At 53.7% G+C, this 15,806-nt stretch carries 10 protein-coding genes; 2 read left to right on the forward strand and 8 right to left on the reverse strand.

The genetic code is table 11. The annotated features are described in order from the left end of the window. Positions 1-132: 132 nt before the first annotated feature. Positions 133-936 carry a Cof-type HAD-IIB family hydrolase gene (locus LQ229_RS25675; protein WP_216539632.1) on the forward strand — a complete coding sequence of 268 codons (804 nt, stop codon included), beginning with the start codon at positions 133-135 and terminating at the stop codon, positions 934-936. A 121-nt stretch (positions 937-1,057) separates the two neighbouring features. On the opposite strand, the gene LQ229_RS25680 is transcribed toward LQ229_RS25675, so the two are convergent. The 7 genes from LQ229_RS25680 to aspA all read right to left on the reverse strand — a co-directional run bounded on the left by LQ229_RS25680 (position 1,058) and on the right by aspA (position 9,007). Continuing rightward, positions 1,058-1,984, reverse strand: coding sequence for a carbohydrate kinase family protein (locus tag LQ229_RS25680; protein ID WP_216539633.1), 927 nt, complete (start codon positions 1,982-1,984; stop codon positions 1,058-1,060). 4 nt (positions 1,985-1,988) lie between these two features. Beyond that, positions 1,989-3,005, reverse strand: a complete 1,017-nt coding sequence (locus LQ229_RS25685) for an ADP-ribosylglycohydrolase family protein (protein ID WP_216539634.1) — start codon at positions 3,003-3,005, stop codon at positions 1,989-1,991. A gap of 59 nt (positions 3,006-3,064) precedes the next feature. Beyond that, positions 3,065-3,796 (reverse strand): GntR family transcriptional regulator, encoded by a 732-nt coding sequence (locus LQ229_RS25690; RefSeq protein WP_216539635.1) that lies wholly within the window; start codon positions 3,794-3,796, stop codon positions 3,065-3,067. 90 nt (positions 3,797-3,886) lie between these two features. Further along, complete coding sequence (locus tag LQ229_RS25695; protein WP_216539636.1) at positions 3,887-4,588, reverse strand: M50 family metallopeptidase; 702 nt, start codon at positions 4,586-4,588, stop codon at positions 3,887-3,889. 19 nt (positions 4,589-4,607) lie between these two features. Continuing rightward, positions 4,608-5,945 carry an MFS transporter gene (locus tag LQ229_RS25700; protein WP_230193299.1) on the reverse strand — a complete coding sequence of 446 codons (1,338 nt, stop codon included), beginning with the start codon at positions 5,943-5,945 and terminating at the stop codon, positions 4,608-4,610. 146 nt (positions 5,946-6,091) lie between these two features. After that, positions 6,092-7,525 (reverse strand): NAD-dependent malic enzyme, encoded by a 1,434-nt coding sequence (locus LQ229_RS25705; protein ID WP_230193300.1) that lies wholly within the window; start codon positions 7,523-7,525, stop codon positions 6,092-6,094. Between the two features lie 57 nt (positions 7,526-7,582). Next, the gene (gene aspA / locus LQ229_RS25710; protein WP_216539649.1) at positions 7,583-9,007 is read right to left on the reverse strand and encodes an aspartate ammonia-lyase; all 1,425 of its coding nucleotides are present in this window, start codon (positions 9,005-9,007) and stop codon (positions 7,583-7,585) included. A gap of 260 nt (positions 9,008-9,267) precedes the next feature. Here aspA and LQ229_RS25715 point away from each other — a divergent pair, with 260 nt between their 5' ends. Then, positions 9,268-10,908 carry a hypothetical protein gene (locus LQ229_RS25715; RefSeq protein WP_230193301.1) on the forward strand — a complete coding sequence of 547 codons (1,641 nt, stop codon included), beginning with the start codon at positions 9,268-9,270 and terminating at the stop codon, positions 10,906-10,908. 425 nt (positions 10,909-11,333) lie between these two features. Here LQ229_RS25715 and LQ229_RS25720 read toward each other — a convergent pair whose 3' ends face one another. Continuing rightward, positions 11,334-15,674, reverse strand: a complete 4,341-nt coding sequence (locus LQ229_RS25720) for an S-layer homology domain-containing protein (protein WP_230193302.1) — start codon at positions 15,672-15,674, stop codon at positions 11,334-11,336. Positions 15,675-15,806: the final 132 nt, after the last annotated feature.

Below are 15,806 nucleotides of genomic sequence, written 5' to 3' on the forward strand. Positions count from 1 at the left end.
CGGAAAGTCCAGTCCCAGATGAAATTTTCAAAGAACGAGCCTGGAAATTTCGAGGCCGTTTTCCATCCCCCTCAGGGGATGGAAACTAACCTATAAGAGCTTTCAAAAGATACTATACGAGGAGAGAGACATATGTACAAATTGATAGCGATCGATGTGGACGACACGTTGATTAACGATGATAAAGTCGTGACGGAAGGAACGCAAAGAGCGCTGGAGCAGGCGATTGAACGCGGGGTAACGGTGACGCTGGCCACCGGGCGCATGTATGCCTCGGCGCAGAACGTCGCCCGCCAAACGGGGTTGAACGTTCCGCTCATTACGTACCAAGGCTCGCTCGTCAAAAACTTGATCGACGGCAGCGTGTTGTATGAACGTTCCGTTCCGGCGGACGCGGCGCGCAAAATTTTCGAATATTGCGAGCGGAACGAACTGCATCTTCAATTATACGTCAACGACCGGCTCTATGTTCGCGAAGAAAACGACAAAATAAAAGAATACGCCGATATCTCGAAAATTCCGTATACGGTCGAGCCCGACTATGCCAAATTGAGCGCCGAGCCGAATACCAAAATGCTGATTATCGACGAGCCCGCCTACCTGGACGAGCTTGCGCCGATCTTCCGCGACATGTTGGGCGACGCTGTGCATATTACAAAGTCGAAGCCGAATTTTCTTGAGTTTACGCATCGCGAAGGCACGAAAGGCCATGCGCTTAAGGCGCTCGCGAAGCAATTCGGCTGCGATATGTCCGAAGTGATGGCGATCGGCGATTCCTGGAACGATCACGATATGATCGAAGTTGCCGGCCTCGGAGTGGCGATGGGCAATGCGATCGATTCGCTCAAAGCGGTCGCCGATTATGTCACGCTCACCAACAATGAGGAAGGAGTGCGGCATGCCATTGAGAAGTTCGTGCTGCATCCTGAGATGTAACGGCTCTTATCCATTTGCATGAGCCGATTCGAGCGAGCTGCGGTCTCGCGAGCGGACCTTGCGGACACTCGTTCCGCGAATACGCCAAAGCCAAAGCCAAGGCAAAAGCCCGGCGCTGTTATCAGCGGCCGGGCTTTGCCGTTTTCATAAACTCCGTGATTTCCTCTTCCGCAGCGATGCCGGATTTCGGCCCAACGGCGAGCACCGATCTCGCCGCGGCCGCGCTTGCAAATTCGGCCGTACGACGCAAATCCCATCGTTTCGTCAATCCGTACACAAACGATGCATTGAACGTATCGCCGGCTCCCGTCGTATCCAGCGGTTCGACCTGAAAGCCTTCGACATGGAACTGTTCCTGCCTGGTCAGGACGAGGCATCCCCGCGCGCCGAGCGTAACGACGACGATTTTCGAATCGGAGGTGAGCAGCCGCCCGATCGCCTCTTCCCGCGATATGCCCTCGCCGTATTTCTCGAACGCGAACTCGTTGAAAAACAACAGCCGCGCTTCGTTCATGTACGGTGCATCTTCGTCTCTGCCTGCGAAAGACCCCGCCTCCACGTCGAACGCCAGACCCGCTCCGCTATCCCGCAGCTCGCTCATTAGCGTTTCATGGCCGACGATGTTCTTCCAATCCCGTATCGTCGTATAAACGTATGCGGAATGCAGCAGCACGTTTCTTTTTCGCTCATCGATTTCCAAAGGCGGCTTGGCGTTCGTCAGCACGAATATTGTCCGTTCCCCGCCTGCCAGCATAATATGCGTCTTGCTGTTGGGAACGCCTTTGCATATTTGCACGAAATCGGTACGGACGCCGTGACGCTTCAAATCGTGCAAAATAAGCTGCGTATACGAATCGTCGCCCAAATTGCCCATCATGTACGTTTCCAATCCGTATCCCGCCATCACGCTGGCGGCGTTGCCGATCATGCCGCCGATTTTGCTCTCTATAAATTCGGCGCGCGTCTTCGCTCCCAGTTCGGGCCATCGTTCGCACCGGTAATACTCGTCGATGTCGTTGTCTCCGATCGCCACTGCGTATTGTCTCATCCGGTTACCCCCCGCTCACTTGATGCAATCCTTTCGCCAAGCGGCCTAAATCCATCTTGTTTCGCTCGTTGATGATGCTGAGGTAGCTTTCCGGCAGCGATCGGCTGCCGTTCAGCGTACCTGCGATCGCCCCGGCGATCGTCGCCACCGTATCCGTATCGTTGCCGATATTGACGCCGCCGTAGATCGTTTCCATCGTGTCTCCCTTCGCGGCAACGAAAAGGCCGAAGGCGGCCGGCACGGCTTCCGCGACATGAATGCCGCTGCCGACATAATCGGCGATATCGCGCATTGCCTCGTATACGGAGCCGCTCTTGGCCGCAAGATCGATCGCCAGCTCCATCCGTTTGTAAACCGACGGTCCGGCGACCGTGATGCCAAACTCCTTGCCTCTTCGCTCGCCTTGCTTCGCTCCGTACAACCCGGCAAATACAATTTCGTCGACATCCGCGTCGTCTTGCATCGCCCTGCTCACAGCCGCGGCGACGGCGCAGGCGCCGGAAATGGACAAATGATTGCCATGCGTAGGCAGCGATGCGACGACGGCATCCTCGATCGCTCGATCGAGATCTCCCGGGCGGATGAGGCCGATGGGAAACATGCGCATAGCCGACCCGTTCGTTGCCCTGCCGTTGTTGAGAATCATATCGCTTGCGACAGGAACGCCGTTTTCCTTCCAAGCGGTAATGGCCGCTCTTGTCGTCGGCCCGGCAAACGGAACGAAGTATTCGTCATGTTCGGACCATTCGATCAAGCCTTCCATGACGACGGCCTCCGTTACCTCTCCCCGATGGCGTATAATCGCTTCGGATATGAAATAGGCAAGGCTGAAATCGTCCGTCACCTGGCCGGCAGCGTTTCCCTTGGCGAACGTATCCGCAGGCGGGTTCACCAATTCCTTCACATATCCTCCGAAGTAATCGATAATTTGCTCCGTAGTGCGCATTTCCGTTGCGGCGCCCATCGCGTCTCCTACCGCCGCGCCCAAGATGCCGCCCAATATTTTTTCGTATTTGTCCATTTCCAGTCTCCCCTTCGATGCATACCGCCCCGCCGTCTTCACGGGCCGCGGGGGCGCATTCAATAATCGGTATTGTTGAAGCGGACCACCATGCTGTGAACGTCGGATCGAATGACATTTTCGCAATATTCAAACGGCGTTTCTTCATCGACATAGGTTAAGCGGCGAACGAACAAGATCGGATCGTTGCGTCTTACATTCAGATGCATGCTCGCTTCTTCCCCGCATAACACCGCGGTAATCGCTTCTTCGGCATGATGGAATCGGATGTCCGTCTTCTCGCGGATGAGCCGGTAAAGCGACACATTATCGCGCACATCTTGAAAAAAATCGATGCCGCATACCATCTTCTCATTCAAGTAGGCGTCTTCCAACGCGAGCGGAATGCCGTCGGCGTAACGGATTCTTTTCAAATGCATAATCGGCTGCCCGATGGACATCCGCAATTGTTGCGCCAACTTTTGATTCGCTGTCCGCCTCGTTACTTCCAACACTTTCGTTTGCGATACGGAACGGTTTTTCCTTATGTTTTCCGTAAAACCGTGCAGCCGGTTATGATCCCGGTATTGAACGGGGATCGATTTCACGAACGTTCCTTTTCCTTTTTGCGTATAGAGCACCCCGTTGTACACCAGTTCGTTGATCGCCTGCCGCACCGTAACCCGGCTAACCCCGTATTTTTCCGCATATTCGAATTGGCTCGGTATCATATCGTCCACCTGATACACTTGATTCACGATGTCGTCCAAAATTTTGTTTTTCAATTGCTTGTACAGCGGCGTGTGGTCCATTATTAATTCCCTCCTTTCATGTTAGCTTGATATAATGATAATACAAGTTGTGCGGAATTTGAACTCTTTTCCATTTTCATAGCGAATTGTTTATTGGAACGATCCGGTCAAATGCCGATCCCGCGTCTTAAGGCTGCGCTTACCGATGACCGCCATAACGGACAAGACGCCTAGGAAAGCGGCCTGGGCAAAGAAAAACAACCCCCAAACGATCGCCGGAATCCCCGTCATCCGGGCCAAATTCGCGGCGTCTCCCGCTCCGTCGGGAGCCAGAATGCTGAGCGCTAAAATATCAAAGGCGGAAACGACCGAACTGATCAACAGCAGAACGTATAAAGAGAACGTGATCGAAGACAGCTTCTTCCCATCTTTCATCCGCATCGTGAAAAACAGCAGCAGCGAGAAAATGATCAACCATAATATGCCGTAAAAATTACGCACCCATAACAATAAATTGACAACGGAAAAAAGGAACAGGACGCCCAAGATCACTTTATCCTTCTTCCACCGCCATAAATACGCAAAAAAGACAACGGCCAGAGAGGAAAACACATAGCCCGCGATGCTCGTAATCAATCCTCCCAAATAGGATCTGGATCCGGTGAGCGTCACCCCTTCCGCATTGGCGAACAACTCAATATAATATACTTTGCCGCTCATCATCAATACGGCCAATGCGTGCCCGCTCTCGTGGATCATCGTATCAATGACCCGCAGAAATGCGCCGATAACCGGCAGCTTCATCAGAATGACCGTCGCCAATACGAGAACGGTATACTTTACTATTTTCAAGACGAACCTCTCCTCCCCGTTACCTGACCGCTCCTTGATCGCGATCCTTGGCTGCCGGCAGGCCCTCCGGCTGCAGAGGCCGAACCAATTGCTTGCGCAGGAACAACCACGATACGATCGGCGAACTGCCGATCGCGAGCATCAGCCCCGCCATCGCGAGCGGCGACTTGGTCAGCGCCACGACGGCTATAAACATAACGGTACCGAAAATTCGGCCGATATTCAAGCCGGTTTCGCGGAAAATAACGTACTCGACGCGATGTTCCGCGCTTTCCTTCGTCCGCCCGATCGCATCGAACGAGGCCGACGTAATCGGAATGCCGTACAACGGATAGAACAGGGCGACGCTAATCCCGAAAATCAGCAATGTCGTAAAGTTGATTTTGATAAAGAAAGGCAAAATGGCCGCCGTGATCGCGAGCGACCCGATAAGCATCGATCGGCTGCGCAGCGAAGGTTTCATCCAACGCCCGGCGAAATAGTAGGCGAGCAGCGACACGGCCGAAGTAAGGAGCGAATAGTTTCCAACCTGCAGTTCCTTCTTCGTGGCCAAATATACCATCAGACCGATGAGAAACGTAAAGACCCCTTCCCTAACCCCCTGCGCGATAAGCGCCGGAAAAACATGGCGCCACGGACTGTCCCGCTTGCCCAGCTGGCGAAATGCGTGCAGCCATTCGAACCTGTCTTGCACCGGCCGTTTTTTGAGAAAAAAACTGAAAATGACGGCGACGATAAACGTGACGAGCGACATGGTGAAAATAACGCGGTATCCCGTTGTATTGCCGGTTCGGGCAATCAAAAATCCCGATACCCATGGCGCGATCATGCTTGCCAACGAGCCGAGCAGACCGGACCAGCCATTGAAGCGATCCCGGTTTCCCGGTCCCGTCGCTTCAAAATAGACAACATTGAACGCGACCCAGAAAAGGGTGAAAGCCAGACCCTGGAGCGCGCCGAGCGGCACGATGTATACGGCGGCCCGCTTGCCGAAGAATAAGACGGATAAATAAAACAAGGCCGAGAGGGCGACGCCGAGACGCAAACAATTCATCTTATTATGTTCCTTCACCCATTTGGCGATGGCCCACATGCCGAGCGCGCTCGCCACTTGCTGCGATAACGCGAACCAGCCGATGACCAGAAGATCCGATTTCGCTTTCCATAAATAGACGTTGATGAAGGTGCCCGAGAGCGCATTGGCGACCGCGAACAAACCTTGAATGACCAATAAAAGCACCGTCTGCTTGTCCAAACGTCCCGATTCGCCATGCCCGCTTCGTACGGCGTTTCCTTCAACGATGCCGCCTGCAACCGTTTTGTTCGTTATGAAAGTTCTTTGTTTGCTTTTTTGCATTGCTTCTCCCTACCGTCTTCCTTTTTTTGCGGCAATTCTCATTTAAGATGCCCCAAAATACGGCAAAGAAAACGTAGAAAAGAAAATAGACCGGCGAATCGGTCTATGAAAGCAATCTATTAAAATGCGGCGAAACGGCCCTCCGCTTACGGCTTGGCCGCCATCTCTCTTCCTTTGCGGCGGCGGGCGACGCCCGATTCGTAGGCGGCTTTGATAACGGCCGATTTCACTTTGTCCACGACATTGCTGTTGAATACGCTCGGAATAATATATAGTTCGTTTAGCTCGTCCTCCGTAACGACCGAAGCGATCGCATGCGCGGCGGCGAGTTTCATGCGTTCCGTAATTTTCGAGGCCCGGCAATCCAATACGCCGCGGAACATGCCCGGAAAACAGAGGACATTGTTAATCTGATTCGGATAATCGGAACGGCCCGTAGCCATAACGCGGACATACGGTTCGGCTTCCTCCGGCAAAATTTCCGGCGTCGGGTTCGCCATCGCGAACACGATCGGGTCCGGAGCCATATTCCGCACGTCGACAGCCGTAAGCACTTTCGGTCCCGACAAGCCGATGAATACATCCGCCCCTCCGATCGCTTCCGAGAGCGGCCCTCTGACGAGATGCGGGTTCGAATGTTCGGCATACCATTGCCATGCAGGGTTGTCATACGCCTCCCCGCGAACGAGCGCTCCCGCCCGGTCGACGCCGACGACGTTGCGAACGCCGGCAGCAAGCAAAATTTTGGTGCAGGCGATACCCGCCGCGCCGATGCCGCAGACGACGACTTTGCAATCGGTCAGCTTCTTGCCGACCACCTTGACCGCGTTGAGAAGACCGGCCAGCAGAACGACGGCCGTGCCGTGCTGGTCGTCATGAAACACGGGGATATCCAGTTCGTTCATTAACCGTTCTTCGATTTCGAAGCAGCGCGGCGACGATATATCTTCCAGATTAATGCCGCCGAAAGCGGGGGCGATCGCCTTGATCGTTCGGATAATCTCTTCCGTGTCCTGCGTGTCAAGACAGATCGGGAAGGCGTCTACGCCGGCCATTTGTTTAAAGAGCATCGCCTTTCCTTCCATGACCGGCATCGCCGCCTCCGGACCGATGTTGCCGAGCCCGAGCACGGCCGTGCCGTCCGACACGACGGCAACCGTATTGCGTTTAATCGTCAATGTGTGCGCTTTCGAACGGTCTTCGTGAATCGCTAGACAAACGCGCGCGACTCCCGGCGTATACACGCGGGATAAATCGTTTCTGTTCTTAATCGGCTGCTTCGGAGTCGTTTCGATTTTTCCGCCGAGATGCATGAGAAATGTCTGATCGGACACATTAATGACCTTAACCCCGTTCATCTTCTCCAATTTGCCTACAATTTCGTCCGTTTGCGCCGGATCGGCTACGTTCACCGTAATATCCCGCGTCGACGTCGTCTTCCCTACGCGATAGACGTCAATGGCCATAATATCGCCGCCCGCGTCGCTGATCGCGGTGGCGATTTGCCCGAATGTAACGGACTCCTTATGCATTTCCAACCGTAAAATAATATTCGTATCCGCGCCAGTGGAACCGGCCATACCCAATCACTCCCGCAATAATAAATTTGAACAAGAGCTCTTCCGAATGCGTCAACTTCAATGCTTATGCGCCAGGCTTGACCCGGCAATGCCGGGATGAGTCATTTCGAACGGATCGAGGATGCGATCCAGTTCTTCCTTCGATAGCAGCTTGCTTTCCAAACACAGCTCGCGCACCGACCGTCCGGTTTGCGCGGCCTGCCGGGCGATTCTCGCCGCCGTCTCGTATCCGAGGTACGGATTCAATGCGGTAATGATGCCGAAGCTTCGCTCCACGTATTGCTTGCACACTTCTTCGTTCGCTTCGATTCCTTCGACGCAATGCGTTCGGAACACCTGAAACACCTGGTTCATCAGCCGCAACGATTGCAGCAAATTGTACACCAGCACAGGTTCCATGACATTCAATTCCAATTGTCCCGCCTCGGAGGCGAGGCAAATCGTATGATCGTTGCCGATCACTTGAAACGCCACTTGATTGACGACCTCGCACATGACCGGATTCACTTTGCCCGGCATAATGGACGAACCGGGCTGCCGGGCGGGCAAGTTGATTTCGTTCAAGCCTGCGCGCGGCCCCGAAGCCATAAGACGCAAGTCGTTGGCCACCTTCGACATATTCATCATGCATACTTTGAGCGCGGCGGACACTTCCGTATAAGCGTCCGTATTTTGCGTGGCGTCGACCAAATGTTCGGCGGTAACGAGCGGAAACCCGCTCAGTTCCGCAAGCAATTCCACCACTCTCCGGATATATAGCGGATCGGCATTGAGTCCCGTGCCGACTGCCGTAGCCCCCATATTCACTTCGTATAAATGGGTTCTCGTTTGCTTAATCCGCCCCAGATCGCGTTGCAGCACCCGCGCGTAAGCGGCAAATTCCTGACCGAGGCGAATCGGCACTCCGTCTTGCAAATGCGTGCGCCCCATCTTGATAATGCCGTCGAACTGCCGGGCCTTGCCTAGAAACGCTTCATGCAATTGACCCAAGGTCGCCAGAAGTTTCTCGATGAACGTGAGCGTGGCGATATGAACGGCGGTAGGAAACGCGTCGTTCGTCGACTGAGCCATATTGACATGCGTATTGGGGCTAACGACGGCATAGTCTCCCTTCTTGCCGCCGAGCAGTTCGATCGCGCGGTTCGCAATCACTTCGTTGGCGTTCATATTCATGGATGTGCCTGCGCCGCCTTGAATCGGATCGACGATAAATTGGTCATGCCAGCGCCCGGCAATCACTTCATCGGCCGCTTGGACGATCGCCCGCCCGATCGATAGCGGAAGCCGTCCTGTCTCCATATTGGCCAAGGCGGCCGCTTTCTTGACCAAGGCCATCGATTTGATCAGTTCCTCGTCGATCCGATAGCCGGTAATCGGGAAATTCTCCGCGGCTCTGATCGTTTGGATGCCGAAATACGCATCGGCGGGCACCTCTCTCGACCCCAGAAAATCAGACTCGATTCTTACCGTTTCATTTGCCATCATAAGCAACCTCCACGTTGTCCTTTTATTTATAGTGTAACAATATTTTCGTCGATTAGAAAGATTTATTGTATCAATTAATTTTATTTTTCAGTACGTTTCCATTATATGTTGAAGTTGTTCATTGGATTACAGCTTGTTTGACCGATAACAAATATTACCAAATTGGAACGATTTTGACTTTCCTGTGCTGTAAACTTGTTTTTCCCTATGAGGCCTTATACAATCGACGATAGATTGAAGAAAGAGAGGGGAAAGCCGTGTTTGAACAAAGATTGAACGAAATCGTCTTCCATACGGCATGTATGGCCGCAAGCCGGCCGCTGCGCGAAAGCGGATTATGGCATCACGGAGACATTCGCAACAATTTTTACGATGCTTCCTATATCATTGCCGCTGCCGCCGATACGACAATGGAATTGCCTTTTGATCGTATGGAAGCGGTAGAACGGGCGGAACGGGTTTTGCTGCAAGTGGTGCGGCTGCAGGATCGAACTCCGGGAAGCGCGACCTACGGACATTGGCCGCTAGGTCTGGACCCCGATCCCGCCGAAGCCAAGCCGAATCCGCTTCCTGCGGAATTGATGGGGCTGCTGATGGCCTATTTTGTGAAACGTTACCGGCATATATTGTCCGAGTCGCTGCAAGCGGAATTCCGGATTGCGTTCGAAACGTTGTATCGGAGCGATTTTTATCGAACGCCGCTTTACCATTATCATCATCACGAAGCGAAATATACCGCCGCCAAATTAATATACGGAACGATGTTCGGCGATGCCGGCTTGCTCGACGACGGTAACGCCTGCCTGAAAGCGACGCTGGACCGGATCAAATCCGCAGGGATGACGGAATACGGGTGTTTGCCGTGGTTCTGGCATTGGATTCAGGCGTTTGCATGCGCATTTCATTGCGTGGAGCGGCAGGATATCAAGGATATGCTCGCCGAAATGCTCGATTTTCTATGGGAAGAACGGGCGGCTTTTTATTGGAAAGGAACTTGGATCGGAGCCCATTCCCGCGGGCTTGCGCATGATATTCCATCCGATGGGAACGTCTTGTTCGATTATGTCCAATTCGGCGACTTTTCTTTCCCGGAAACCGTCCCGCGCGTGGAATATGCAGGGCTGTTGTTCTATCCCGCCCCGGATTCCGTCCGGGCCCAGGCCGTCGGGCGATCTTTCCCTGCGGAGGTCAAGAAGCTCGTTCCCCCCAAGCCGGAAGCCTCCGCTTACGAAACGTTACATAGTTATGTATACGTAGAAGAACATTACGCGGTCGGAGGCATGTGGGAACGGACGTTGGAATTCGACAACGAGCAGCATCGATGGAGCGCCACTCTGCCCTTAACGGGAAACGGGGACGCCAATAAAGCGTTTTTCTTTCATCCCGGGGCAGGCTTTGCGGGCGAAGATTCGGCCGATTGGAGACATCAGAGCGAAGTCGAGGAAGTTTTGCTGCACCGCAATGTAGCCATGGCGCTGTACCCTATTTCCGACGAAGGTCCGGACTATATCGTCGGATGTTTGCCGAAAGGGCGCTGGCTGGACCAAGACCGCGCCATATTCGGACAGTGCGGGGACGTGTATATCGCGGTATACCTGATGCAGCCGTATCGGATGACGCTAACGGACCGGGCATGGCGGGTGATCAGTCCCGGCCGCGCCAACGGCGTTGTGATGGAGGTCGTGGATGGCCGGGCAGCCCGGCAGGCGGGAATGGCGGATCTGGAGTCGTTTGCCTCGGCCAGACTTGCCACAAAGGCCGTATTCGATCAGGAGAAACTTGCTGCACGCTATGAAACGACAAACGGAGACGTGCTGGAGCTCCGGTGCGATCGCCGCGATGCGGTCAAACGGAGCGTGAACGGCGTCCCCGTTCGTTTTGACGGGTACGAGCGTTAGAGGGGGCGGCGGTTCACGCTTGCCGCAAATGCGGCTTGGCTTCTGCGGGCCGGGGGTGCCTCTACGGTCAACTTATTAATCTTCATCGGCCTTTTGTCGAAATCCCCTTCCCTCAGAAGCCGGTCGTTGCGAGTATTTTCAGCCTTCTGTCGAAATCCCATTCACTCAGAAGGCTGATTTTTCCGTTCAGGCGACAATCGGCAGTTGCTTGAAGTTCTTTGCGATATCCCTTTTGTATTTGGGTCATTAAAAGGGCTTATTTATCCGCCCCTCTGTCCGACTGATTCAAGGGGATATCGACAGAAGGCGGCATGAGCAGATTACCGGGACAAGCGAGCACTAGTTTACGCGGGCGCCTTTGGATACATAGTAAAGAGAGGAACCAACCCCAAACGGCTGGTTCCTCTTTTCATGTTATTCCTTTTTTAATTCGCAATGGCGGCAAGGATCAATTTGACCGCTTCCGCGCGGGTTGCCGGATCGTTCGGCGCGAACTTCCCGTCGCCCCGGCCTTGAATCAGTCCCGCGTCATAGGCTGCCGCGACGTACGGCTCGGCCCACGCCGGTATGCGATCCGCATCCGCAAAGGATGCTTTCGCCTGCGGATCGACGTCAAGCGCTAGCGCTCTCACGATCATGACTACCAATTCCGTACGCGTGATTTCGAGCGCAGGACGGAACGTTCCGTCTTCATATCCTTGAATGATACCGGCGCCGGCCGCTCCGGATACGTACGGTCTAGCCCATTGCGGAATGGTATCTTTATCGGCGAAATCGGCATCCGTCCGCTGCTCCCACTTCAGGGCGCGCCCCAGCATCGCGGCAAATTCGGCACGCGTCACTTTGCCGTTCGGACGGAACGTTTGGTCCTCGTAGCCTTGAACGATACCGAGCTTCGCCGCTTGCTCAATCAACGCTGCCGCCCAATGCGTATCCGTATCTATAAATTTCGGCGCTGGCGCCGGCTCAGGTTCAGGCTTGCTTCCTTCGTCCGTTTCGCCTGTCTCCCCGCCGGTTCCCGGCTCGCCCTCCGTCTTTTTATCTCGATCCTCATCCTTGTCGTCCGGCTTGGAAACGACAGGCGTCGAAGGTGCCGACGGGTTCGGCGTTGAGGAGGACTCAGCTTTCGTCTTCTGCGTTACGCTTGGCCCGTCCGTACTCCAAGTTCCGAGTTCGTTGCTTGCCTCCACCTTAAACGTATAGGTCGTGTCCGTATTCAATCCGGTTACTTGATACTGATAGACGGTACCCGGCACCGTGGACAGTTCGGCGCCGTTCTTGAAAATTTTGAACGCTGTCACTTGGGAAGCATCGATCTCGCCCGACCAGGACAAGTTCATTCCCGACTTCGTGACATTGCCGGCCGTTAATCTGCCGTTCTTCCATGTCGGTACGTCCGCTTCGGGAATCATGCTTGCTCCGAACGCTTCGATCGCCGCGTTCAACGCCGCTACGGCCGCATCGATTTCCGCCTGCGTCACTTCTTCCCTTTCCGTCACCTGCTTCGCCGCCTCGATCGCCAAATGGAATTCCATGACGGCTTCCGCCGGATATTGTCCCGGCTCGGTTCCTTCCACAGCGCTGCCATATACCGCTTGTGCAACCGATATCGCCTCTAGCAGCGGCGTTTTATCGACAGGCGCGGAAGGATCCCGAATCACCGAAGATTTGAATGATTCCACCGCATGATGCAAAGCCGCCATGGCATCGTCGATCTCCGTTTGCGTCACCCCCGCTTTATTCACTGCCTCCTGCGCGATCGCAATCGCAACGGCTAAAGCAGACTTGGAGCCTTCCGGATATTGCCCCGGTTCGCTTCCTTCAACAGCCGCATCATGTATGCTTTGCGCTTCCGCGATCTCCTGTTCCAAAGCCGCCTTATCGACGAACCGCACCGGAATCAAGAGCGGATCTGCGGCAATGCTCTCTAACTCATCCGACAAAGCGTACTTGATATTGTCGAATGCAAAGGTTCGCCCATTGGCGGAGTCCCATAAAAACCCGAGCACAATCCGGTCAAAATCTTTAATACCTGTCGTTGTTTTTACCAGTTGGCCGTCAATGTACATCTTTAAATCGATGCCCGACGTATAGTCCCATTTGAATTCATGCCAGCCCTTGCTTCTTTCTACGGAAGTTTTCTCCCATGCTTGCGAATTGCCGCTCGCCCGAACCGAATAATAATCCAGAGAGCCGTACGTCGAACTGCCGTCATAAAGTACGCCCATTCCGGCCAAGAGCGTACTTCTTGCATTTCCGACATGCGCAACAACACGCGTATTGCCCGACTTGGAGCCGTCATCATACATCATCATGGTAACAATGCCTTGTTGCTTCGATCCGAATAGCTTTTGAATCGCGTTGCTGCCATCGCCTTTCACGAATAAGGCGCTTTGTCCGCCGTGATATGCGACCCGATCCGATATGGTTCCCGTTTGGATCTGCGTACCCGACTCGGGAACGAAGTCCCCCCAACCCGCTTCGAAGCTTTGCGAATAAACTAGATCTTGATATTCCTGCACAAGGGCGGTCACTTCAACCGACTCTGCATCGGCAACATTGCCGTTTGCATGCAGCGTTCCCGTCTGCGAATCGACAACGAAGCGTTCATCGTTCGTCGTATACCGAACCTGATAGAAAGGCGCATGCTCCATGGCAATGCCATCCTCGGTCATACCGTCGATCCGAAGCCGGACGGCAGGATTCGCATCCGATAATTCGGTATCGTCCGTTGCGACTTGATACGAGACGATGGCCGACGCTTCATGAACGGTGACAGTCGCTTGAGCGCGAATATCGGGATCGACGGTGCTTTCGGCCGTAATCATCGCTTCGCCCGGTTTCATTGGCATAACGAAACCGTTCTCGCTTACCGTTGCCACTAACGGATCGCTGCTCGACCATTTGACGCCTTTGAACCACGCATTTTGCGGCGTAATCGTCGCCGTCAATGTTTTGCCTGCTGCCTGCGCATACAAGTCCAGCGTGCTATGGCTCAGCGTCAACGACTCCGGCAAAATTTCAGGCGCTTGATTCGCAGGCTCGTCATTCGAATATTCATGCGCCCCGATATCCGTTCGTCCGTCCGTGAGCGGATTGTCAAAAAAGTCTTTCGCAGCCATTGGCCACACGGAAGGCGTCATGCCGCTCATGTCCAGACCTGCATGAATCGCCGGAGAATCCGGCAACAACTTGTATCCGTTCAATTGCTCGACATCGAAGATATCGTTCGCCGCATCGATAATATCTTTGGGCTCTTCTCCCGGTCTGGCGAATTTCGGACTTTGGAAAATGTTATCCTCGAACGTTACGCCCGCAAAAGCCGCATCCTTGATGCCCGTTCCAGGATAGAAAATATTGTTCTTGATTTCCCCGCCGGCAAACGAGGTTGCACCCATCGGCGTATCCGCCTTGGTATAAAAAATGTTATTGTACATGCGGGCATAAATGCCGGATTTATCGAAAATTCTCGTTTGGATATTGGAATCCGTGAAGAACGTATTGTTATGAATAAGCGGCGCATCGCCCGCAGATTTGGGCAAATAGTGCAGCAGGTATCTGCCGTCGCCGTCGTTAACGCTTACATTATAGCGAACGACCGAATTCGTGGACCCGCCCATAAACAGAATAAATCCGCCGCGGTTGCTATGGCTGTAATTATATTGATACAACGTCCCTTCGCAAAACATATCGATGTCAAAGGCTTGCCCGTCGTTATAGCCGTAAATGCCGCCGTACACCTCGTTATACTGCATCACCATATCTTTGACGCCGATGACCCACAAGCCGGCATAGTTGACGTTGCCGACATTTTTGGCCGAATGTTTGACGACCGTGTTGTATTCCATTCTCCCGTTCTCGCCGACATTGCTCATGACGAAGCCGTCGCCTTGCACCTCTTCCACATAGTTGTTATTGAAAATAACATTCTCGAACACTCTCGGGAAATTGGCGTTAATATCGCCTTCTTTATACAAACCGGCGTTCCGGATCCCCTCGATATCGACCCGCTTCACAATATTCCCTTCCACAAGCACATCGGAAATATTGCCGAGGATGAGGATGCCGCCGCTGCCGATTTTCCACCCTTTCGGATTGCCGTCCACATCGTGAATATAATTGTTCCTGATCACAATGCCGCGATGCGGATTGGCTTCCCATTCCTGTACCGTAGTCGAGGCGGTGCGGATATTGATGCCCGCGCGTTGCGACACAACATCGGGATTGAAGTTCGTCAATTCGAAATTGGAAAATTCCAAATAGCTCCCGTCCACCACATCGATCGTTGCGGACATCGTTTTGTCTTTGACGCCGGTATAATTTTTAATAATGGCAGACTCCTCGGTCGTTGTCGTCCCGTTCCCGTTGATTTGCGGGCGGCCGTCCTCCTCCCAATTGCCGTAAGAACTGAAAACGATGGGTGCTTCTTCAGTGCCGGATGTTTTTCTAAGCTTCAAAGAACCGTTCCAAACATCTCCCGCCTTGAACAAAATACGATCCCCGGGCTGGAACTTCATGCCGTTTACTTTCTCCAGCGTCGCCCAGGCACGGTCTTCCGCCATGCCGTCATTCGCATCGTCCCCGCCGGTGCTGCTTACATAATATGTATTGCCTGCCGCAAGCGGCGTCCGGAGATTTCCGGCATCGGCAGGAAGCGCTTCGGCCGCCGCCCCGATCCGTCCCGGAATAACCAGCATGGCCATAAGCACAAAGCTTAGGAACGCTGCAGCAAATTTACGCATCATTTCGGTCTTGCGATTGTTCATGTTCGAACCTCCTCGTATAGTATCTTTTGAAAGCTCTTATAGGTTAGTTTCCATCCCCTGAGGGGGATGGAAAACGGCCTCGAAATTTCCAGGCTCGTTCTTTGAAAATTTCATCTGGGACTGGACTTTCCG

The organism is Paenibacillus sp. CECT 9249, assembly GCF_918697855.1.
GTDB lineage: Bacteria > Bacillota > Bacilli > Paenibacillales > Paenibacillaceae > MSJ-34.